This is a genomic window from Pseudomonas sp. C5pp (assembly GCF_000814065.1).
Taxonomy (GTDB): domain Bacteria; phylum Pseudomonadota; class Gammaproteobacteria; order Pseudomonadales; family Pseudomonadaceae; genus Aquipseudomonas; species Aquipseudomonas asiatica.
This window is the reverse complement of record NZ_JWLN01000034.1, coordinates 19259-41131: the sequence shown is the minus strand read 5'-3', so window position 1 is coordinate 41131 and position 21873 is coordinate 19259. Positions and strand designations below refer to the sequence as shown.

General features: G+C 62.9%; 18 protein-coding genes. All 18 read left to right on the top strand.

The window, feature by feature from the left end; translation table 11 throughout:
• The first annotated feature begins 122 nt into the window (after positions 1–122).
• The 18 genes from tsf (at position 123) to RR51_RS23080 (ending at position 21872) form a co-directional block, all read left to right on the top strand.
• Positions 123–986 carry a translation elongation factor Ts gene (tsf, locus tag RR51_RS23165; protein WP_039614797.1) on the top strand — a complete coding sequence of 288 codons (864 nt, stop codon included), beginning with the start codon at positions 123–125 and terminating at the stop codon, positions 984–986.
• A 180-nt stretch (positions 987–1166) separates the two neighbouring features.
• Positions 1167–1910: a UMP kinase gene (pyrH, locus tag RR51_RS23160; protein ID WP_003252294.1), complete on the top strand. Its 744-nt coding sequence runs from the start codon at positions 1167–1169 to the stop codon at positions 1908–1910.
• Positions 1907–2464 carry a ribosome recycling factor gene (gene frr / locus RR51_RS23155; RefSeq protein WP_004375414.1) on the top strand — a complete coding sequence of 186 codons (558 nt, stop codon included), beginning with the start codon at positions 1907–1909 and terminating at the stop codon, positions 2462–2464. The genes pyrH and frr overlap by 4 nt, the downstream gene beginning before the upstream one ends.
• Positions 2465–2479: 15 nt before the next feature.
• Complete coding sequence (uppS, locus tag RR51_RS23150; protein WP_039614796.1) at positions 2480–3235, top strand: polyprenyl diphosphate synthase; 756 nt, start codon at positions 2480–2482, stop codon at positions 3233–3235.
• A complete protein-coding gene (locus RR51_RS23145) occupies positions 3235–4050 on the top strand; it encodes a phosphatidate cytidylyltransferase (protein ID WP_039614795.1) in 816 nt (271 codons plus the stop codon). Before uppS ends, RR51_RS23145 begins: the two co-directional genes overlap by 1 nt.
• Complete coding sequence (ispC, locus tag RR51_RS23140; RefSeq protein ID WP_024086395.1) at positions 4047–5237, top strand: 1-deoxy-D-xylulose-5-phosphate reductoisomerase; 1191 nt, start codon at positions 4047–4049, stop codon at positions 5235–5237. The genes RR51_RS23145 and ispC overlap by 4 nt, the downstream gene beginning before the upstream one ends.
• A gap of 71 nt (positions 5238–5308) precedes the next feature.
• The gene (gene rseP / locus RR51_RS23135; protein WP_039614794.1) at positions 5309–6661 is read left to right on the top strand and encodes an RIP metalloprotease RseP; all 1353 of its coding nucleotides are present in this window, start codon (positions 5309–5311) and stop codon (positions 6659–6661) included.
• Between the two features lie 74 nt (positions 6662–6735).
• Positions 6736–9096, top strand: coding sequence for an outer membrane protein assembly factor BamA (bamA, locus tag RR51_RS23130; protein ID WP_013971256.1), 2361 nt, complete (start codon positions 6736–6738; stop codon positions 9094–9096).
• Positions 9097–9140: 44 nt separating this feature from the next.
• Complete coding sequence (locus tag RR51_RS23125) at positions 9141–9644, top strand: OmpH family outer membrane protein (RefSeq protein ID WP_015269197.1); 504 nt, start codon at positions 9141–9143, stop codon at positions 9642–9644.
• A 1-nt stretch (position 9645) separates the two neighbouring features.
• Positions 9646–10701: a UDP-3-O-(3-hydroxymyristoyl)glucosamine N-acyltransferase gene (gene lpxD / locus RR51_RS23120; RefSeq protein WP_013971258.1), complete on the top strand. Its 1056-nt coding sequence runs from the start codon at positions 9646–9648 to the stop codon at positions 10699–10701.
• A 114-nt stretch (positions 10702–10815) separates the two neighbouring features.
• A complete protein-coding gene (fabZ, locus tag RR51_RS23115) occupies positions 10816–11256 on the top strand; it encodes a 3-hydroxyacyl-ACP dehydratase FabZ (RefSeq protein WP_004375427.1) in 441 nt (146 codons plus the stop codon).
• A complete protein-coding gene (lpxA, locus tag RR51_RS23110; RefSeq protein WP_023661474.1) occupies positions 11253–12029 on the top strand; it encodes an acyl-ACP--UDP-N-acetylglucosamine O-acyltransferase in 777 nt (258 codons plus the stop codon). The genes fabZ and lpxA overlap by 4 nt, the downstream gene beginning before the upstream one ends.
• Before the next feature lies 1 nt (position 12030).
• Positions 12031–13158, top strand: a complete 1128-nt coding sequence (gene lpxB / locus RR51_RS23105; RefSeq protein ID WP_039614793.1) for a lipid-A-disaccharide synthase — start codon at positions 12031–12033, stop codon at positions 13156–13158.
• A gap of 1 nt (position 13159) precedes the next feature.
• A complete protein-coding gene (gene rnhB, locus RR51_RS23100) occupies positions 13160–13783 on the top strand; it encodes a ribonuclease HII (protein WP_013971261.1) in 624 nt (207 codons plus the stop codon).
• A gap of 187 nt (positions 13784–13970) precedes the next feature.
• The gene (dnaE, locus tag RR51_RS23095; RefSeq protein WP_013971262.1) at positions 13971–17495 is read left to right on the top strand and encodes a DNA polymerase III subunit alpha; all 3525 of its coding nucleotides are present in this window, start codon (positions 13971–13973) and stop codon (positions 17493–17495) included.
• Positions 17496–17601: 106 nt separating this feature from the next.
• Complete coding sequence (gene accA, locus RR51_RS23090; RefSeq protein ID WP_013971263.1) at positions 17602–18549, top strand: acetyl-CoA carboxylase carboxyl transferase subunit alpha; 948 nt, start codon at positions 17602–17604, stop codon at positions 18547–18549.
• 141 nt (positions 18550–18690) lie between these two features.
• Positions 18691–19974, top strand: a complete 1284-nt coding sequence (gene tilS, locus RR51_RS23085; protein ID WP_039614792.1) for a tRNA lysidine(34) synthetase TilS — start codon at positions 18691–18693, stop codon at positions 19972–19974.
• Positions 19975–20243: 269 nt separating this feature from the next.
• Positions 20244–21872: a CTP synthase gene (locus tag RR51_RS23080; RefSeq protein ID WP_004375437.1), complete on the top strand. Its 1629-nt coding sequence runs from the start codon at positions 20244–20246 to the stop codon at positions 21870–21872.
• Position 21873 lies beyond the last annotated feature (1 nt).

The following is a 21873-nucleotide window of genomic DNA, read 5'->3' as shown; positions in this document are numbered from 1 at the left end:
TCCTGCTGTCAGCATCGGCCCCGCATCATGGGCCCGCTGAGATAAACACAGTGGATTTGCAGAATTGAACGCCCGTGACGAACGGGTGGAATGGTTGAAAAACTTTCCAAGAGGATTTTGAAATGGCAGCAATTACTGCAGCGCTGGTCAAAGAACTGCGCGAGCGTACCGGCGAAGGCATGATGGATTGCAAGAAGGCCCTGGAAAAGGCCGGCGGCGACATCGAAAAAGCCATTGACGACATGCGTGCCTCGGGCGCCATCAAGGCCGCCAAAAAGGCTGGCAACGTCGCTGCTGAAGGCGCTATCGCCGTCAAGACCGACGGTAAATCCGCCGTCCTGCTGGAAGTGAACTCGCAGACCGACTTCCTGGCCCTGCAAGACGACTTCAAGGCTTTCGTAGCCGACAGCATCGAAGAAGCCTTCGCCCAGAAGCTGACCGACGCTGCTCCGCTGATCGCCTCGCGTGAAGCTGCTCGTGAAGCCCTGGTTGCCAAGTGCGGCGAGAACGTCAACATCCGTCGCCTGGTGCGCGTTGAAGGTGACGTTGTCGGTGCCTACCTGCACGGCAACAAGATCGGCGCTGCCGTTGTCCTGAAAGGCGGCGACGTCGATCTGGCCAAGAACATCGCCATGCACGTTGCAGCTTCGAACCCTGAGTTCCTGCTGCCGTCGGAAGTATCGGCCGAAGCCATCGAGCGCGAGAAGGGCGTCTTCCTGCAGCTGAACGCTGACAAGATCGCCGGCAAGCCGGAAAACATCGTCGAGAACATGATCAAAGGTCGTATCTCGAAGTTCCTGGCCGAAGCCTCGCTGGTCGAGCAAGCCTTCGTCATGAACCCGGAAGTCAAGGTTGGCGAGCTGGCCAAGAAAGCCGGTGCTGAAATCGTTTCCTTCACCTACTTCAAGGTAGGCGAAGGCATCGAGAAGCCAGTCGACGACTTCGCTGCTGAAGTTGCCGCTCAGGTCGCTGCTGCCAAGCAGTAAGACAGCCCCGTCTGTCGCCCCAAAGAGGCTGCCCGCTCACGCGCGCAGCCTCTTTGTCAAAACGGCGAAGGGTTTATAAGGCCCGTCGCCGCTGGCACCGAAGCGGTGCCACGCTACAGTTAGCAGGCTGCAAACAGCCCGCACGAATTTTCTAAAAGTACGCCGCAGGAGAGACTCGCAATGGCTCAGCAGGTGAGTGGTCGCCAACCTCGCTATAAACGCATTTTGCTCAAACTTAGCGGCGAGGCCCTGATGGGCTCGGAAGACTTCGGGATCGACCCGAAAGTGCTGGATCGCATGGCCCTCGAAGTTGGCCAGCTGGTAGGGATCGGTGTCCAGGTCGGCCTGGTGATCGGTGGTGGCAACCTGTTCCGCGGCGCCGCGCTCAGCGCAGCCGGCATGGACCGCGTCACCGGTGACCACATGGGCATGCTGGCCACCGTGATGAACGGCCTGGCCATGCGCGACGCGCTGGAGCGCTCGAACATCCCGGCCCTGGTCATGTCGGCCATTTCCATGGTCGGTGTCACCGATCATTATGATCGTCGCAAAGCTATTCGCCACCTCAACTCCGGGGATGTGGTAATTTTCTCCGCCGGTACCGGCAACCCGTTCTTCACCACCGACTCCGCGGCCTGCCTGCGCGCCATCGAAATCGATGCCGACGTGGTGCTGAAGGCGACCAAGGTCGATGGTGTGTACACTGCCGATCCATTCAAGGACCCGCATGCCGAGAAGTTCGATCACCTGACCTACGACGAGGTCCTGGATCGCAAGCTGGGTGTGATGGACCTGACCGCAATCTGCCTGTGCCGTGACCACAAGATGCCATTGCGGGTATTCAACATGAACAAGCCTGGCGCCCTGCTGAACATCGTGGTGGGTGGCGCTGAAGGTACTCTGATCGAGGAAGGCCAAGCATGATCAACGACATCAAGAAAGACGCGCAGGAGCGCATGGGCAAGTCTATCGAAGCCCTGGCTCGCAACCTCGCGGCAATCCGCACCGGTCGCGCCCACCCAAGCATCCTGGACAGCGTCAAGGTCACTGCCTGGGGTAGCGAGATGCCGCTGAACCAGGTGGCCGCGATCACCGTCGAAGATGCCCGCACCCTGAAGATCGTCGCCCACGACAAGAATCTCAGCGCCGCCATCGAGAAGGCCATCCTCACCTCCGACCTGGGTCTGAACCCGTCCAGCGCCGGCACCACCATCCGTGTGCCGATGCCGGCCCTGACCGAGGAAACCCGCAAGGGCTACACCAAGCAGGCCAGCGGCGTTGCCGAGGATGCCAAGGTGGCCGTGCGTAACGTGCGCCGTGACGCTCTGGCCGACCTGAAGAAGCTGACCAAGGACAAGGAAATCAGCGAAGACGAAGAACGTCGCGCCGCTGACGAGATCCAGAAGCTGACCGACAAGTACGTTGCTGAAGTCGATGCCGCCTTCAAAGCCAAGGAAAAGGACCTGATGGCCGTCTAAGGCCGGGGTTTTTTAATGGAAAAGACCAAGCCAGCGGCACCGTCCTCGGTGCCGCGTCATGTCGCGATCATCATGGATGGCAACAACCGCTGGGCGAAAAAACGCTTGTTGCCCGGTGTTGCCGGGCACAAGGCGGGTGTCGACGCCGTTCGCGCGGTCATCGAAGTCTGTGCCGAATCCGGGGTCGAGGTGCTGACCCTGTTCGCCTTCTCCAGCGAGAACTGGCAGCGTCCCGCCGAAGAGGTTGGTGCGCTGATGGAGCTGTTCTTCTCGGCCCTGCGCCGCGAGGCCAGGCGCCTCAACGAGAACAACATCAGCCTGCGTATCATCGGTGACCGTTCGCGTTTCCATCCCGAGCTGCAGGCCGCCATGCGCGAGGCCGAGGCGCTGACCGCCGGCAACAACCGCTTCATCCTGCAGATAGCGGCCAACTACGGTGGCCAGTGGGACATCGCCCAGGCTGCCCAGCGGCTGGCGCGGGAAGTGCAAGCCGGGCACCTGCGCCCGGAAGACATCACCCCGGGCCTGCTGCAGACCTGCCTGGCAACCGGCGAGCTGCCGCTGCCGGACCTGTGCATCCGCACCGGTGGCGAGCACCGCATCAGCAACTTCCTGTTGTGGCAGCTGGCCTACGCCGAGCTGTACTTCTCCGACCTGTACTGGCCGGACTTCAAACACGAGGCCATGCGCACCGCCCTGGCCGATTTCGCTTCGCGCCAGCGCCGCTTCGGTAAGACCAGCGAGCAGGTCGAGGCTGGAGCTCGTGCTTAATGCTTAAACAACGCATCATTACCGCGCTGATCCTGCTGCCGATCGCGCTGGGTGGCTTCTTCCTGCTCAACGGTGGGGACTTCGCCCTGTTCATCGGCTTCGTGGTGACCCTCGGCGCCTGGGAGTGGGCGCGTCTGGCCGGGCTCATGGCCCAGCCGCTGCGCATCGCCTATGCCGTGGTCGTCGCCGGAGCGCTGATGCTGCTGTACATCCTTCCGGAGCTGGCGCCCTGGGTGCTGGGCGCTGCGGTGATCTGGTGGGGGTTGGCCACCTGGCTGGTGCTTACCTATCCACGTAGTAGCGAGCTGTGGGCCAGTGCAGCCTGCCGGTTGCTGATCGGCCTGCTGGTTTTGCTGCCGGCCTGGCAGGGTCTGGTGCTGCTCAAGCACTGGCCGCTGGGTAACTGGCTGATCCTGTCGGTCATGGTGCTGGTGTGGGCTGCCGATATTGGCGCGTACTTCTCTGGCCGTGCCTTCGGCAGGCGCAAGCTGGCGCCTCAGGTCAGCCCTGGCAAGAGCTGGGAGGGCGTGTATGGCGGCCTGGCGGTCAGCCTGGTGATTACCCTGGTGGTCGGAATCAGTCGCGACTGGGGCTTCGGCCAGATTCTGCTGGGCCTGCTGAGTGCAGCCCTGGTGGTCATGTCTTCGGTGGTCGGTGACCTGACCGAAAGCATGTTCAAGCGCCGTTCCGGTATCAAGGACAGCAGCAACCTGTTGCCTGGCCATGGTGGGGTGCTCGACCGCATCGACAGCCTGACTGCGGCGATCCCGATTTTCGCCGTGCTGCTGTGGGCTGCCGAATGGGGTGTGATGTGAGCCGTCCGCAGCGTATTACCGTGCTCGGGGCAACCGGCTCCATCGGCCTGAGCACGCTGGATGTTATCGCGCGCCATCCCGACCGTTATCAGGTGTTCGCCCTGAGTGGCTATTCGCGTATCGACGAATTGCTTGCGCTGTGCGTGCGCCATCGGCCGACATTCGCCGTGGTACCGAATGCCGAAGCGGCAGCGCGACTGCGCGAAAGCCTGGTTGCGGCAGGTTGCGCCACCGAGGTGCTGGAAGGCGAGGCCGGGTTGTGCCAGGTGGCTTCTGCGTCGGAAGTGGACGCGGTGATGGCGGCCATCGTCGGCGCCGCCGGCCTGCGCCCCACCCTGGCGGCGGTCGAGGCGGGCAAGAAGGTATTGCTGGCCAACAAGGAGGCGCTGGTGATGTCCGGCGCGCTGTTCATGGAGGCGGTGCGGCGCAGTGGCGCCGTGCTGCTGCCGATCGACAGCGAGCACAATGCGATCTTCCAGTGCATGCCCGGCGACTACGCGCGCGGCCTGAGTGCCGTCGGCGTGCGCCGGATCCTGCTCACCGCCTCCGGTGGCCCGTTCCGCGAGACGCCCGTCGAGGCGTTGCTGGACGTCACCCCGGAACAGGCCTGCGCGCACCCCAACTGGTCCATGGGGCGCAAGATTTCCGTGGATTCGGCCAGCATGATGAACAAGGGCCTGGAGCTGATCGAGGCCTGCTGGTTGTTCGATGCCGCACCGGCCAAGGTCGAGGTGGTGGTGCACCCGCAGAGCGTGATCCACTCCCTGGTGGATTATGTGGACGGTTCGGTGCTGGCGCAGTTGGGTAACCCGGACATGCGCACACCCATCGCCAACGCCCTGGCCTGGCCCGAGCGGATCGATTCCGGGGTGGCGCCGCTGGACCTGTTCGCCATCGCCCGTCTGGACTTCCAGGCGCCCGACGAACAGCGCTTCCCTTGCCTGCGCCTGGCGCGGCAGGCTGCCGAGGCCGGCAACAGCGCACCGGCCGTGCTCAATGCGGCAAACGAGGTCGCAGTCGAGGCATTTCTCCAGCGGCGTATCCGCTTCCCGGAGATCGCGGGTATGATCGAACAGGTGCTCGATCAGGAGCCCGTCGTACCGCTGCCGTCGCTGGACGCGGTGTTCGCCGCCGACCAGCGTGCCCGGGAGCTTTCCCGTGAGTGGCTGAGGCGTCACGGTCGCTGATGCAGGCCCGCCACGGTTCACGAGGGGGCTGGGCATGATGCCAGCCCGCTGAACATCATTCGGAGATGGATATGACAGCGCTCTACATGATTATCGGCACCCTCGTAGCCTTGGGTGTACTGGTCACTTTCCATGAATTCGGCCACTTCTGGGTGGCACGCCGCTGCGGTGTCAAGGTGCTGCGCTTCTCGGTGGGCTTCGGCACGCCGCTGCTGCGCTGGCATGACCGCCATGGCACCGAGTTCGTGGTCGCGGCGATCCCGCTGGGTGGCTACGTCAAGATGCTCGACGAGCGCGAGGGTGACGTGCCGCCGGCGCTGATCGAGCAGTCGTTCAACCGCAAGACCGTACGCCAGCGCATCGCGATCGTCGCGGCGGGCCCGGTTGCCAACTTCCTGCTGGCCATCCTGTTCTTCTGGGTGCTGGCGATGCTGGGTACCCAGCAGATCCGCCCGGTGATCGGCGCGGTCGATGCGGGCAGCCTGGCAGCATCGGCAGGCCTGACCGCAGGTCAGGAAATCGTCTCCATCGACGGCAAGCCGACCAATGGTTGGTCTGCGGTCAACCTGCAACTGGTTCGCCGCCTGGGCGAGAGCGGCACCTTGCAGGTTGGCGTGCGTGAAGAGGGCGCCAGCGCCGAGCGCCAGCTGCAGGTGAAGCTGGACAGCTGGCTCAAGGGCGCCGACGAACCGGACCCGATCCAGTCCCTTGGGCTGCACCCTTGGCGCCCGGCGATCTTGCCGGTGTTGGCCGAGATCGATCCGAAGGGGCCGGCTGCCGCTGCGGGCCTGAAAACCGGTGACAAGCTGCTGGCGCTCGATGGCGTGGCAGTAAGCGAATGGCAGCAGGTGGTCGATGCCGTGCGGGCCCGCCCGCAAACCAAGGTTGTGGTGCGCGTCGAGCGCGATGGTGCTGTGCTGGACATCCCGGTCACCCTGGCGCGCAAGGGCGAGGGCAAGGCGGCCGGTGGCTATCTGGGCGCCGGGGTAAAAGGTGGCGAATGGCCTGCCAACATGCTCCGCGAAGTCAGCTACGGCCCGCTGGATGCGGTGGGTGAGGGCTTGTCACGCACCTGGAACATGAGCGTCCTGACCCTTGAATCGCTGAAGAAAATGCTGTTCGGGGAGCTCTCGGTAAAAAACTTGAGCGGACCGATAACCATTGCTAAAGTGGCGGGCGCTTCAGCCCAGTCCGGCGTGGGGGATTTCCTGAATTTCCTGGCCTACCTGAGCATAAGCCTGGGGGTTCTTAACCTGCTGCCCATCCCGGTTCTGGATGGGGGGCATTTGCTGTTTTACCTGGTCGAGTGGGTGCGCGGTCGTCCGCTGTCGGATCGGGTGCAAGGTTGGGGGGTCCAGATCGGTATCAGTTTGGTCATAGGGGTGATGTTGCTCGCCCTGATCAACGATCTGGGTCGACTATAAAGCTTCGCTCAATTGCGAAACCTGCCGTCTTGTCGCGGCGGGCTGTTTATTGCCAGTTGGAATAAAAGGACTTCATGAAACGTCTGCTGCTAACTGCGGTCATGTCCGCACTGATGATCGCTGAAGTTCACGCCGAGTCCTTCACCATCTCCGATATCCGCGTCAATGGCCTGCAGCGGGTTTCCGCCGGCAGTGTCTTCGGTGCCTTGCCGCTGAACGTCGGCGACCAGGCCGATGACCGCCGACTGGTGGAGTCGACCCGTTCCCTGTTCAAGACCGGCTTCTTCCAGGACATTCAGCTGAACCGCGATGGCAATGTCCTGATCATCAACGTGGTCGAACGCCCGTCGGTGTCGAGCATCGAGATCGAAGGCAACAAGGCCATCAGCACCGAAGACCTGATGAAAGGCCTGAAGCAATCCGGCCTGGCCGAAGGCGAGATCTTCCAGCGTGCCACCCTCGAAGGTGTGCGTAACGAGCTGCAGCGCCAGTACGTGGCCCAGGGCCGCTATTCGGCCGAGGTCGACGCCGAGGTGGTGCCGCAGCCGCGCAACCGCGTGGCGCTGAAGATCAAGATCAACGAAGGCACCGTCGCCGCCATCCAGCACATCAACATCGTTGGCAACAACGTGTTCGACGACGAGACCCTGGCGCAGCTGTTCGAGCTGAAGACCACCAACTGGCTGTCGTTCTTCAAGAACGACGACAAGTACGCCCGCGAAAAGCTCTCCGGTGACCTGGAGCGCCTGCGTTCCTACTACCTGGACCGCGGCTACATCAACATGGACATCGCCTCCACCCAGGTGTCCATCACGCCGGACAAGAAACACGTCTACATCACCGTCAACATCAACGAAGGCGAGAAGTACACCGTCCGCGACGTGAAGCTGTCCGGTGACCTGAAGGTGCCGGAAGACCAGGTCAAGTCGCTGCTGCTGGTGCAGCCTGGCCAGGTGTTCTCGCGCAAGGTGATGACCAGCACCTCCGAGCTGATCACCCGCCGCCTGGGTAACGAAGGCTATACCTTCGCCAACGTCAACGGCGTGCCGCAGCCGAACGATGAAGACCACACCGTCGACATCATGTTCGTGGTCGACCCGGGCAAGCGTGCCTACGTCAACCGCATCAACTACCGCGGCAACACCAAGACCGAAGACGAAGTGCTGCGTCGCGAAATGCGCCAGATGGAAGGCGGCTGGGCCTCGACCTACCTGATCGACCAGTCCAAGACCCGCCTGGAACGCCTGGGCTTCTTCAAGGAAGTGAACGTCGAGACCCCGCCGGTGCCGGGCACCGACGACCAGGTCGACGTCAACTACAGCGTCGAGGAACAGGCCTCCGGCTCGATTACCGCCAGCGTCGGCTTCGCCCAGAGCGCCGGCCTGATCCTCGGTGGCTCGATCAGCCAGAGCAACTTCCTCGGTACCGGTAACAAGGTATCCATCGGCCTGACCCGTTCGGAATACCAGACCCGCTACAACTTCGGCTTCGTTGACCCCTACTTCACTGCCGATGGCGTGAGCCTGGGCTACAACGCCTTCTACCGCAGCACCGACTACGACGACCTCGACGTCGACGTGGCCAGCTACGCGGTGGACAGCTATGGTGCAGGCGTCAGCCTCGGCTACCCGATCAGCGAGACCTCGCGCCTGACCTATGGCCTGAGCGTGCAGCAGGACAAGATCAAGACCGGCAAGTACACCGTTGACGAGATCTTCGATTTCCTCGAAGAGGAAGGCGACAGCTTCCTGAACTTCAAGGCCTCGATCGGCTGGTCGGAGTCGACCCTGAACAAAGGCGTGCTGGCGACCCGTGGTCACTCGCAAAGCCTGACCCTGGAATCCACCATTCCGGGCAGCGACCTGTCGTTCTTCAAGCTCGACTACCGCGGCCAGCTGTTCAAGCCGATTACCAACGACTACACCCTGCGCCTGCACACCGAGCTGGGCTATGGTGATGGTTACGGCAGCACCTCCGGCCTGCCGTTCTACGAGAACTACTTCGCGGGTGGCTTCAACTCCGTCCGTGGCTTCAAGGACAGCAGCCTGGGCCCACGCAGTACCCCAAGCCGCGGCGAGGCCAACGGTGGCAAGCCAGGCACCATCGCCGACCCGGACCAGGATCCGTTGCCGTTTGGTGGCAACGTGCTGGTACAAGGTGGTGTGGAGCTGCTGTTCCCGCTGCCATTCGTCAAGGATCAGCGTTCGCTGCGCACGTCCGTGTTCTGGGATGTGGGTAACGTGTTCGACACCAATTGCGGCAACCAGCCTGATTGCGAGAAGGTCGGTTTCTCGGGTATGGCCAGCTCGGTCGGCCTGGGCGTGACCTGGATCACCGCACTGGGCCCGCTGAGCTTCAGCCTGGCAATGCCGGTCAAGAAGCCGGACGATGCCGACACCCAGGTGTTCCAATTCTCTCTGGGCCAGACCTTCTGAGGTCGGCCCTCGCTTAATGACAACGGTTTATCCAGGAGTGCATCGTGCGTAAGTTGACCCAACTGGCCGTAGTGGCCGCGGCGCTTGTCGCCACCCCGGCTTTCGCCGAAATGAAGGTTGCCGTCCTGAACTATCAGATGGCCCTGCTGGAGTCGGACGCCGCCAAGAAATACGCGGTGGATGCCGAGAAGAAGTTCGGCCCGCAACTGACCAAGCTGAAAAGCCTGGAAAGCAGCGCCAAGGGCATCCAGGACCGTCTGATCAAGGGCGGCGACAAGATGCAGCAGCAGGAGCGCGAGCGCCTGGAACTCGAGTTCAAGCAGAAGGCCCGTGACTTCCAGTTCCAGTCCAAGGAACTGAACGAAGCCAAGGCCGTTGCTGACCGCGACATGCTCAAGCAACTGAAGCCGAAGCTGGATGGCGCTGTCGAGGAAGTGATCAAGAAAGGTGGTTACGACCTGGTCCTCGAGCGTGGCGCGGTCATCGATGTCAAGCCTCAGTACGACATCACCCGCCAGGTCATCGAGCGCATGAACCAAGCCCGTTGATATGACCGTGACCATGACGCTAGGCCAGTTGGCCGAGGCCCTCGGCGCCACTCTCAAGGGGCCCGAGGCGCTGCAGATTACCGGGCTGGCCACCTTGCAGGAGGCTGGCCCAGGTCAGTTGAGCTTCCTCGCCAACCCGCAGTACCGCAAGTTCCTGGATAGCAGCCAGGCGGCTGCGGTGCTGCTGAAGGCAGCGGACGCCGAAGGCTTTGCCGGCAATGCGCTGATCGTCGCCGACCCGTATCTGGCCTACGCGCGCATCTCCCACCTGTTCGACCCCAAACCCAAGGCTGTGGCGGGTATTCATCCCAGCGCCGTGGTGGCCGAGGACGCGCAGGTGGATGCCAGTGCCAGCATCGGGCCGTTCGCGGTCATCGAAAGCGGTGCGCGCATCGCGGCCAATGTCAGTGTGGGTGCACACTGTGTGGTCGGTGCCCGTTGCGTGATCGGTGAGGGCGGCTGGCTGGCCCCGAGGGTCACCCTGTACCATGATGTGACCATCGGCAAGCGTGTGGTCATCCAGTCAGGTGCCGTGATTGGCGGTGAAGGCTTCGGTTTTGCCAACGAGAAGGGCGTGTGGCGCAAAATTGCCCAGATCGGTGGTGTTACCATCGGCGACGATGTGGAAATCGGTGTCAACACTGCGGTCGATCGCGGGGCACTGTCGGATACGCGCATCGCTGATGGGGTCAAGCTCGACAACCAGATCCAGATCGCCCACAACGTGCAGATCGGTGAGCATACGGCCATGGCTGCATGCGTCGGGATTTCCGGCAGCACGCGCATCGGCAAGCATTGCACCATTGCCGGAGGTGTCGGCATGGTGGGTCATATCGATGTCTGTGATAACGTTTTCGTGTCTGGGATGACCATGGTGACCCGTTCGATCACCGAACCGGGTGCCTATTCTTCCGGCACTGCCATGCAGCCACTGGCTGAATGGCGCAAGAGCGCCGCGCGTATCCGCCACCTGGACGACATGGCCAAGCGTCTCCAGCAGCTGGAAAAACGCGTCGATACCGTGACCTCAGGTGGCCAGCCGACATCAGAAGGCTGATACCATTCCCTGAGCAAGAGTGAACAGTCGCTAGCTGGCTCCTCTTTGGACTGCAAAAGGAGCGTGTGGTCAGCACCTGCGCTCCCTATTCTTATTACAGGCTTCCCCCCCGAAATGATGGACATCAACGAGATTCGCGAATACCTGCCTCACCGTTACCCGTTCCTGCTGGTGGACCGCGTGACGGAGCTGGACTACGAGGCCCAGAGCATTCGTGCCTACAAGAATGTCAGCATCAACGAGCCGTTCTTCAACGGCCATTTCCCGGCGCACCCGATCATGCCGGGCGTCCTGATCATCGAAGCCATGGCACAGGCCGCGGGTATCCTCGGTTTCAAGATGCTCGACGCCAAACCGGCCGATGGCACCCTGTACTACTTCGTCGGCTCCGACAAGCTGCGTTTCCGTCAGCCCGTACTGCCGGGTGACCAGTTGGTGCTGGAAGCCAAGTTCCTCAGCCGCAAGAGCATGATCTGGAAATTCGAGTGCCGCGCCCTGGTCGACGGCAAGCCCGTTTGCTCGGCAGAAATCACCTGTGCGGAACGCTCCCTATGAATTCGATTGATCCTCGGGCCATTATCGACCCGTCGGCCAGGCTGGCCGATGGTGTCGAGGTCGGCCCCTGGTCGATCGTTGGCCCTGATGTGGAGATCGGGGAGGGCACCGTTATCGGCCCGCATGTTGTGCTCAAAGGGCCGACCCGCATCGGCAAGCACAACCGTATCTTTCAGTTTTCCTCGATCGGCGAAGACACCCCGGACCTCAAGTACAAGGGTGAGCCGACGCGCCTGGTGATCGGTGACCACAATGTGATCCGCGAAGGGGTGACCATCCACCGCGGTACCGTCCAGGACCGTTCGGAAACCACCGTCGGTGACCATAACCTGATCATGGCCTATGCCCACATCGGCCACGACAGCGTCATCGGCAACCACTGCATCCTGGTCAACAACACGGCCTTGGCCGGCCATGTGCACGTGGGGGATTGGGCGATCCTGTCCGGTTACACCCTGGTGCACCAGTACTGCCATATCGGTGCCCACGCGTTTTCCGGCATGGGCACGGCGATCGGCAAGGATGTCCCGGCCTTCGTCACCGTGTTCGGCAGCCCGGCCGAAGCCCGCAGCATGAACTTCGAAGGCATGCGCCGCCGGGGTTTCAGCGACGAGGTGATCCATGTGCTGCGCCGTTGCTACAAAATTGTCTATCGCCAGGGCCTGACCGTCGAAGACGCGCTCAAGGAGCTGGACGAACTGGCTGCGAAGCACCCTGAGGTCGATCTGTTCCGCCAGTCGATCGTGAACTCCGCCCGCGGCATCACCCGCTGACATGGCCCAGCTTTGCGTAGCCTTGGTCGCAGGTGAGGCCAGCGGCGATATTCTCGGTTCAGGCTTGATGCGTGCCATCAAGGCACGCCACCCCGATGTACGGTTCATCGGCGTTGGTGGTCCCTTGATGGAAGCCGAAGGCCTGCAATCCTATTTCCCCATGGAGCGCCTGGCCGTGATGGGCCTGGTCGAAGTGCTGGGGCGCCTGCGCGAGCTGCTCAAGCGGCGCAAGCTGCTGATAGAGACCCTGATCGGTGAAAAACCCGATGTGTTCATCGGCATCGATGCCCCCGACTTCACCCTCAACATCGAACTGAAACTGCGTCAGGCCGGGATCAAGACCGTGCACTACGTCAGCCCGTCGGTATGGGCCTGGCGGCAGAAGCGTGTGCTGAAGATTCGCGAAGGCTGCGACCTGATGCTGACGCTGTTGCCATTCGAGGCGCGGTTCTATGAAGAGCAGGGCGTGCCTGTGCGCTTCGTTGGCCACCCGTTGGCCGATACCATCCCGCTAGAAGCCGACCGCCCTGCGGCGCGTGCCGCGCTGGGCCTGGGCGAAGGGCCGGTAGTGGCGTTGATGCCGGGCAGCCGGGGCGGCGAAGTAGGGCGCCTGGGGGCACTGTTCCTGGATGCTGCCGAAAGGCTGCGCCAGCAGGTACCGGGCGTGCGTTTCGTACTGCCCTGTGCCAATGCCGCGCGTCGCGCCCAGGTCGAGCAGATGCTCGAAGGGCGTAAGCTGCCGCTGACCCTGCTCGATGGCCATTCGCACCAGGCCCTGGCGGCCTGTGACGCGGTGCTGATCGCCTCGGGTACCGCTACCCTCGAAGCGCTGCTGTACAAGCGGCCGATGGTTGTGGCCTATCGCCTGGCGCCCCTGACCTACTGGATCCTCAAACGCCTGGTAAAGAGCCCCTACGTTTCGTTGCCGAACCTGCTGGCCCAGCGTGCGCTGGTACCCGAGCTGCTGCAGGATGACGCTACAAGCGAAGCACTGGCCAATACCCTGGCGCCGCTGGTAGCCGATGGCAGCCGGCAGACCGGAAGTTTCGACGAAATTCACCGCACCCTTCGCCGTGACGCCTCCAACCAGGCGGCCGAGGCGGTACTGGCCTTGCTCAAGGACCGCTGACATGCAAATTGGACTGGACTTCAACCTGGTCGAGGACCTGGTCGCGGGCGTCGACGAAGTGGGCCGTGGCCCGCTGTGCGGTGCAGTCGTGACCGCGGCGGTAATCCTCGACCCGGCGCGCCCGATCCTCGGCCTGAACGATTCGAAGAAACTCACCGAAGCCAAGCGCGAAGCGCTGTTCGACGAGATCTGCGAAAAGGCCTTGAGCTTCTGCATTGCGCGTGCCGAGGTCGAGGAAATCGACCGCCTGAATATCCTGCATGCGACCATGCTGGCCATGCAGCGCGCGGTGGAAGGCCTGCACATTACACCGAAGCTGGCCCTGATCGACGGTAACCGTTGCCCGAAACTGGCCGTACCGGCGTCGCCGGTAGTCAAGGGCGATAGCCAGGTGCCGGCCATCGCGGCGGCGTCGATCCTGGCCAAGGTGACCCGTGACCGGGAGATGAGCGCATTCGAGCTGATCTACCCAGGTTATGGCATTGGTGGGCACAAGGGCTACCCGACCCCGGTGCACCTCGAGGCGCTGGCACGGTTGGGGCCTACGCCCATTCATCGGCGTTCCTTTGCCCCGGTGCGGGCCGCGTGGGACGCACGTGAAGGCGTTACCGACTCCCTGATCTGACCTCTGGGGCCGCCTTGCGGCCCTTCGCGGGCACGCCCGCTCCCACAGGTATGGCGCCGTTCCCGAGGGCGATGATATTCCTGTGGGGGCGGGCGTGCCCGCGAAGGGCTGCGAAGCAGCCCCAAAAAACATCCCCATTTACGCTACAATCCCGCCCTTGTCGTTCAGCACTGCTACAGGATCTTCCATGTCGGTTCCCTTCGTTCACCTGCGCGTCCACTCCGAATTCTCGCTGGTCGACGGCCTGGTGCGGATCAAGCCGCTGGCCAAGGCGCTGGCCGGGATGAACATGCCGGCGGTGGCGATCACCGACCAGAGCAACATGTGCTCGTTGGTCAAGTTCTACAAGACTGCCATGGGCGCGGGCATCAAGCCGATCTGCGGCGCCGACCTGTGGCTGGCCGCTGCCGACCCGGAAGCACCGCTGTCGCGTATCTGCTTCCTGGCCATGAACCCCAAGGGGTACCGCAACCTCACCGAGCTGATCTCGCGCGGCTGGACCGAGGGCCAGCGCAACGGCCTGGTGATCCTTCAGCGTGAATGGATCGCCCCGGCCAGCGAGGGCCTGATCGCCCTGTCCGCTGGCAAGGAAGGTGACATCGGCATGGCCTTGCTGGCGGGGCGGCAAGATGAAGCCGAGGCCCTGCTGCAGGACTGGATGGCGATGTTCCCCGAGCGCTTCTATGTCGAGGTGCAGCGCACCAACCGCGCCCGCGACGAGGAATATGTGCACGCTGCCGTGGCCTTGGCCGACAGGTTCGGCGCTCCGCTGGTGGCAACCAACGATGTGCGTTTTATCAAGCAATCGGACTTCGATGCTCACGAAACCCGCGTATGCATCGGTGAGGGCTGGACCCTTGACGACCCGCGCCGTCCAAGGATGTACAGCGACCAGCAGTACCTGAAGTCGGCCGAAGAAATGACCGAACTGTTCAGCGACCTGCCCGACGCCATTGCCAACACCGTCGAGATTGCCAAGCGCTGCAACATCCAGGTGCAGCTGGGCAAGTACTTCCTGCCCGACTTCCCCACGCCCAACGGCATGGGCATCGATGATTACCTGCGGCATGTGTCCCACGAAGGCCTGGAAGAGCGCCTGGCAGTGCTGTGGCCGAAAGAGACCACGCCCAACTACGAAGAGAAGCGCCAGGTTTACCTGGACCGCCTGAAGTTCGAACTGGACATCATCATCCAGATGGGCTTCCCCGGTTACTTCCTGATCGTGATGGACTTCATCAAGTGGGCCAAGAACAATGGTGTGCCTGTCGGCCCGGGCCGAGGGTCGGGTGCTGGCTCGCTGGTGGCCTATGTACTGAAGATCACCGACCTCGACCCGCTGGCCTACGACCTGCTGTTCGAGCGCTTCCTCAACCCTGAACGTATTTCCATGCCCGACTTCGACGTCGACTTCTGCATGGATGGCCGTGACCGGGTGATCGACTATGTGGCCGAAGCCTATGGCCGCAACGCGGTCAGCCAGATCATCACCTTCGGTACCATGGCGGCGAAGGCGGTGGTGCGGGACGTGGCGCGGGTACAGGGCAAGTCCTACGGCCTGGCCGACCGCCTGTCGAAGATGATCCCGTTCGAAGTGGGCATGACCCTGGAAAAGGCCTACGAGCAGGAAGAGATCCTGCGCGACTTCCTCAAGGGTGACGAAGACGCTCGCGAAATCTGGGACATGGCCCTGAAGCTCGAGGGCGTGACACGCGGTACCGGCAAGCACGCCGGTGGTGTGGTCATTGCCCCCACCAAGCTCACCGACTTCTCGCCGATCGCCTGTGATGAAGAGGGCGGCGGCCTGGTAACCCAGTTCGACAAGGATGACGTCGAGGCCGCCGGCCTGGTGAAGTTCGACTTCCTCGGCCTGCGGACCCTGACCATCATCAAGTGGGCGATGGAGATCATCAACCGCGAGCAGGCGAAGAAGAACCTGCCCGATGTAAACATCGACTTCATCCCGCTGGACGACCGCAAGACCTACGAGCTGTTGCAGAAGGCCGAAACCACGGCGGTGTTCCAGCTTGAATCGCGCGGCATGAAGGAGCTGATCAAGAAGCTCAAGCCCGACTGCCTGGAAGACCTTATCGCACTGGTGGCGTTGTTCCGCCCAGGCCCGCTGCAGTCGGGCATGGTGGACGACTTCATCAACCGCAAGCACGGCCGCGCCGAGCTCGCCTACCCCCATCCGGACTACCAGTACGAAGGCCTGAAGCCGGTGCTGGCACCGACCTACGGCATCATCCTGTACCAGGAACAGGTGATGCAGATCGCCCAGGTGATGGCTGGCTATACCCTCGGCGGCGCCGACATGCTGCGCCGTGCGATGGGTAAGAAGAAGCCCGAGGAGATGGCCAAGCAGCGCGGTGGTTTCATCGAAGGTTGTGCCAACAACAATATCGATGCAGACCTGGCAGGTAACATCTTCGACCTGGTGGAAAAGTTCGCCGGTTACGGCTTCAACAAATCCCACTCCGCCGCCTATGGCCTGGTGTCGTACCAGACCGCGTGGCTGAAAACCCACCACCCGGCGCCGTTCATGGCTGCGGTGTTGTCGGCGGATATGCACAACACCGACAAGGTGGTAGTGCTGGTCGAGGAAGTGCGCAGCATGAAGCTGCGCCTCGACGCGCCCGATGTGAACTTCTCCGACTTCAAGTTCACCGTCAACAATGACGGGCGCATCGTCTACGGCCTGGGCGCCATCAAGGGCGTCGGCGAGGGCCCGGTGGAGGCGATCGTCGAGGCCCGCGCCCAGGGTGGCCCATTCAAGGACCTGTTCGACTTCTGTGAGCGCATCGACCTCAAACGGGTCAACAAGCGTACCCTCGACGCGCTGATCCGCAGTGGTGCGCTGGACCGCCTGGGCCCGCACTTCCATGACGAGATCAAGGCCTACCACGCCAACATCGACATCAACCGTGCAACCCTGCTCTCGGCGCTGGGCGAGGCCATCAAGGCAGCCGAGCAGGCCGCCCACACCGCTGACAGTGGGCACGTCGACCTGTTCGGCGGCATGTTCGAAGAGGCGGATGCCGACGTCTACGCCAACCACCGCAAGGTGCGCGAACTGACCCTCAAGGAACGCCTGAAGGGCGAAAAGGACACCCTTGGCCTGTACCTCACCGGCCACCCGATCGACGAGTACGAGACCGAGATCCGCCGCTTCGCCCGCCAGCGCATCATCGACCTCAAGCCGTCACGCGATACCCAGACCATCGCCGGCATGATCATTGCCCTGCGGGTGATGAAGAACAAGAAGGGCGACAAGATGGGCTTCGTCACCCTGGATGACCGCTCCGGCCGCATCGAAGCATCGCTGTTTGCCGATGCCTTCATGGCGGCACAGTCCTTGCTGCAGACCGATGCCATGGTGGTTGTCGAAGGCGAGGTCAGCAACGACGATTTCTCCGGTGGCCTGCGCCTGCGGGTGAAGCAGGTGATGACCATGGAAGATGCGCGCACCAAGCTGGCCGAGAGCCTGCGCCTGAAGGTGGCACACGAAGCGCTCAAGGGCGACCGGCTGAAGTGGCTGGGCGAGTTGATTACCCGCCATCGCGGCGCTTGCCCGATCACCCTCGAATACACCGGCAGCGACGCCAAGGCCATGCTGCAGTTCGGCGAGCAGTGGGCTATCGACCCTGCCGATGGGCTGATTCAGGCGCTGCGTGACCAGTTCGGGCGTGAGAACGTCTTCCTGCAATATCGTTGAACCGACAAAAATTTAATCTCGACCTGAATGCGCCTGATCCCTTAAGGTAGGGCGCCAAACGGATCAACCGGCCGGCCGCCTGGCCGTAGACCCAAGACGGATGACTATGAACCCGAATTTTCTCGATTTCGAACAGCCGATTGCCGACCTGCAAGCCAAGATCGAAGGCCTGCGCCTGGTAGGCAACGACAACTCGCTGAACATCAGCGATGAAATTGCCCGTCTGCAAGACAAGAGCAACACCCTGACCGAAAGCATCTTCGGCAACCTGACCAGCTGGCAGATCGCCCGCCTGGCTCGTCATCCGCGTCGTCCTTACACCCTGGACTACCTGGAGCACATCTTCACCGAGTTCGAAGAGCTGCACGGCGACCGCCATTTCTCCGACGACGCTGCCATCGTCGGCGGTACTGCGCGCCTGGACGGCAAGCCGGTCATGGTCATCGGTCACCAGAAGGGCCGCGAAGTGCGCGAGAAGGTACGCCGCAACTTCGGCATGCCGCGCCCTGAAGGCTACCGCAAGGCCTGCCGCCTGATGGAAATGGCCGAGCGCTTCAAGATGCCGATCCTGACCTTCATCGACACCCCGGGCGCCTACCCGGGCATCGACGCCGAAGAGCGCAACCAGAGCGAGGCCATCGCCTGGAACCTGCGCGTGATGGCGCGCCTGAAAACCCCGATCATCGCCACCGTGATCGGTGAGGGTGGTTCCGGCGGTGCGCTGGCCATCGGTGTGTGCGACCAGTTGAACATGCTTCAGTACTCCACCTACTCGGTGATCTCGCCGGAAGGCTGCGCCTCGATCCTGTGGAAGACTGCCGACAAGGCAGCCGACGCAGCCGAAGCCATGGGCATCACCGCCGAGCGCCTGAAGAGCCTGAACATCGTCGACAAGGTCATCCAGGAGCCGCTGGGCGGCGCCCACCGTGACCCGGCGAAGATGTCGGAAAGCATCCGTGCCGACCTGGTACAGCAGCTGGACATGCTCGGCAAGCTCGACCATGACGCGCTGCTGGCCCGCCGTTACGATCGCCTGATGAGCTACGGTATCTGATAGCGAGATGAATGGCACCGGCTTCGCCGGTGTTCGCGGGTGAACCCGCTCCCACAGGTACTGCGCAGCCCTCTGAAACGGCGCGATCCCTGTGGGAGCGGGTTCACCCGCGAATGCATTCTCGAATTGAGTGCGGGTTCGATGATCAACCTCACCCCTTGGCTCAACGCCCCAGCCTGGTACATCGCTTTCTCCGGCGGCCTCGATTCCACCGTCCTCCTGCACCTGCTGGCCGACTACGCCCGCAATCACGCATCCCCTCCATTGCGCGCCATCCACGTCCACCACGGCCTGCAACCCGCCGCCGATGCCTGGCCCGCCCACTGCCAAACCGTCTGCGACAATCTTGGCATCGAACTCCAGGTCATCCATGTCCAGGTCACCCCCGGCGCCAGCCTCGAACAGGCTGCCCGCGACGCCCGCTATGCTGCCTTCAGGCAAACGCTCGGTCCAGGCGACATCCTGTTCACCGGCCAGCACCGCGACGACCAGGCCGAAACCCTGCTGTTCCGCCTGCTGCGCGGCGCAGGCCTGCGTGGCATGGCTGCAATGCCGGGGCAGCGGGCGCTAGGGCAGGGTAGCCTGGTCAGGCCATTGCTGGGCTGTTCCCGCCAGCAACTGCAGGACCACGCCCAGGTCAATGGGCTGGCCTGGATCGAAGATCCGACGAACGCTGACACACAATTTGCCCGCAACTACCTGCGCAGCGAAGTCTTTCCGCTGCTTCGGCAACGTTGGCCGCAGGCCAGCCAGAACCTGGCCCGCGCCGCCGAGCACCTGAGCGAAGCCCAAGGCCTGCTGGACGAGCTTGCCCAGGACGACCTGGTGCTCGCCGGGGAGGGCGCGCCGCTGGCTTGGCCGGGGCTGGACTCCCTCGACCTGGCTACCCTGGTGGCACTGTCGCCGGCCCGTCAGCGCAATGCCCTGCAGTACTGGCTGAGCCGCCGTACCCGCCTGCCCGACACCCGACACTGGGCCGGCTGGGCGGACCTGCGCGATGCCGCCGCCGATGCCCGGCCCGCCTGGCAGCTTGCCGATGGGCAGTTGCTGCGCAGTCATGGCCGCATCTGGTGGTTGAGTGGTGACTGGCTGCAGCTGCCCGTCGGCGAACTGCCCTGGGCCGATCCCGCCAAGCCTTTGCTGTTGCCGGGTAACGGCAGGGTGCGTCTTGTTGGCGCAGCGCCGCTGGACGGCTTGCGCATTGCCTACCGCCAGGGCGGTGAAGTGCTGGATGTCCCCGGCCGCGGCCGACGCGACCTCAAGCGCCTGTTAAACGAACTGCAGGTGCCGCTTTTCCTGCGCCCGCGCCTGCCACTGCTGTACCAGGGCGAACGCTTGCTGGCGGTGGCCAACCTGCCCGGGCTGGTGCAGGCTGATTGCCAGCTGTCCTGGCAGTTGCCGACGAACGCGCAAGGTTTGAGCTGAAGGGTACATTCGGGTAGACTACCCTCCCTTCTTGATACAGCTTCTGTGGGTTCCGCGAAAACACAGGAGTTGCCGATTACCAAGCAGTTTTTTGCTGGGCTGATTCTGGAAATGACGAGCGAGCTCCATGCCGGGGATACCCCTGGTTTGTACAGACGCGGCAGTTTTTCGAGATGCACTGTGATTGACGCAGGTGATCGGGGGCTTCGGCCTTCCTTCGCTTTCTCCGGCGGCGCTGGCCGCCTTAACGCAGACTTCTAGGGTTTTTCATGACGCGCTACATATTCGTCACGGGCGGTGTTGTTTCTTCATTGGGGAAAGGCATTGCCTCGGCTTCCCTGGCGGCCATCCTGGAAGCGCGGGGCCTGAAGGTCACCATGCTCAAGCTGGATCCGTACATCAACGTCGATCCGGGCACCATGAGCCCGTTCCAGCACGGTGAAGTGTTCGTCACCCACGATGGCGCCGAGACCGACCTCGACCTGGGCCACTACGAGCGGTTCATCCGCACCACCATGACCCAGAACAACAACTTCACCACCGGCCGCATCTACGAGCACGTACTGCGCAAGGAGCGTCGTGGTGACTACCTGGGCGCGACCATCCAGGTCATCCCGCACATCACCGATGAAATCAAGCGTCGCATCATCAAGGGCGCCGGCGATGCCGACGTGGCCCTGGTGGAAATCGGCGGTACCGTCGGTGACATCGAGTCGCAGCCGTTCCTCGAAGCCATCCGCCAGCTGCGCGTCGAAGTGGGCTCCAAGCGCGCCATGCTGATGCACCTGACCCTGGTCCCGTACATCGCCACCGCTGGCGAGACCAAGACCAAGCCGACCCAGCACTCGGTCAAGGAGCTGCGCTCCATCGGCCTGCAGCCTGACGTGCTGATCTGCCGCTCTGACCACCCGGTCGATGCCTCGTCGCGTCGCAAGATCGCGCTGTTCACCAACGTTGAAGAGCGTGCGGTGATCTCGCTGGAAGACGTCGACACCATCTACAAGATCCCGGGCGTGCTGCACGCACAGGGCCTGGACGATTTCGTCGTCGAGCGTTTCGGTCTGCAGTGCAATGGCGCCGACCTGTCCGAGTGGGACAAGGTGGTCGATGCCAAGCTCAACCCTGAGCACGAAGTGACCATCGCCATGGTCGGCAAGTACATGGAGCTGCTGGATGCGTACAAGTCGCTGATCGAAGCGATGAGCCACGCCGGCATCACCAACCGCACCAAGGTCAACCTGCGCTACATCGACTCGGAAGACATCGAGAACCAGGGCACCAGCCTGCTCGAAGGCGCCGATGCCATCCTGGTGCCGGGCGGTTTCGGCCTGCGCGGCGTGGAAGGCAAGATCACCGCGGTGCAATACGCCCGTGAGAACAAGGTGCCGTACCTGGGTATCTGCCTGGGCATGCAGGTGGCCGTGATCGAATTCGCCCGTAACGTGATGGGCTGGAAGGATGCCAACTCCACCGAGTTCGACCGCAACAGCGGCCACCCGGTAGTCGGCCTGATCACCGAGTGGGCCGATGCCACCGGTGCCGTCGAAACCCGCAGCGAAGCCTCCGACCTGGGCGGTACCATGCGTCTGGGCGCACAGGACTGCCAGCTGGCGGCCGGTTCCAAGGTGCACGATTGCTACGGCAAGGACGTGATCACCGAGCGTCACCGCCATCGCTACGAAGTGAACAACAACCTGCTGCCGCAACTGATCGATGCCGGCCTGGTGGTTTCCGGCCGCTCTGAAGACGGCGCGCTGGTGGAAGTGGTGGAGTCCAAGGACCACCCATGGTTCGTCGCCTGCCAGTTCCACCCGGAATTCACCTCGACCCCGCGTGACGGCCACCCGCTGTTCAGCGGCTTCGTCAAGGCAGCCCTGGCTCAGAAGAACAAGGCCTGAT

Coding starts and splice junctions, on each gene's coding strand:
- tsf (WP_039614797.1), top strand. CDS start 123: ATGGCAGCAATTACTGCAGCGCTGGTCAAAGAACTGCGCGAGCGTACC.
- pyrH (WP_003252294.1), top strand. CDS start 1,167: ATGGCTCAGCAGGTGAGTGGTCGCCAACCTCGCTATAAACGCATTTTG.
- frr (WP_004375414.1), top strand. CDS start 1,907: ATGATCAACGACATCAAGAAAGACGCGCAGGAGCGCATGGGCAAGTCT.
- uppS (WP_039614796.1), top strand. CDS start 2,480: ATGGAAAAGACCAAGCCAGCGGCACCGTCCTCGGTGCCGCGTCATGTC.
- RR51_RS23145 (WP_039614795.1), top strand. CDS start 3,235: ATGCTTAAACAACGCATCATTACCGCGCTGATCCTGCTGCCGATCGCG.
- rseP (WP_039614794.1), top strand. CDS start 5,309: ATGACAGCGCTCTACATGATTATCGGCACCCTCGTAGCCTTGGGTGTA.
- bamA (WP_013971256.1), top strand. CDS start 6,736: ATGAAACGTCTGCTGCTAACTGCGGTCATGTCCGCACTGATGATCGCT.
- lpxD (WP_013971258.1), top strand. CDS start 9,646: ATGACCGTGACCATGACGCTAGGCCAGTTGGCCGAGGCCCTCGGCGCC.
- fabZ (WP_004375427.1), top strand. CDS start 10,816: ATGATGGACATCAACGAGATTCGCGAATACCTGCCTCACCGTTACCCG.
- lpxA (WP_023661474.1), top strand. CDS start 11,253: ATGAATTCGATTGATCCTCGGGCCATTATCGACCCGTCGGCCAGGCTG.
- lpxB (WP_039614793.1), top strand. CDS start 12,031: ATGGCCCAGCTTTGCGTAGCCTTGGTCGCAGGTGAGGCCAGCGGCGAT.
- rnhB (WP_013971261.1), top strand. CDS start 13,160: ATGCAAATTGGACTGGACTTCAACCTGGTCGAGGACCTGGTCGCGGGC.
- dnaE (WP_013971262.1), top strand. CDS start 13,971: ATGTCGGTTCCCTTCGTTCACCTGCGCGTCCACTCCGAATTCTCGCTG.
- accA (WP_013971263.1), top strand. CDS start 17,602: ATGAACCCGAATTTTCTCGATTTCGAACAGCCGATTGCCGACCTGCAA.
- tilS (WP_039614792.1), top strand. CDS start 18,691: ATGATCAACCTCACCCCTTGGCTCAACGCCCCAGCCTGGTACATCGCT.
- RR51_RS23080 (WP_004375437.1), top strand. CDS start 20,244: ATGACGCGCTACATATTCGTCACGGGCGGTGTTGTTTCTTCATTGGGG.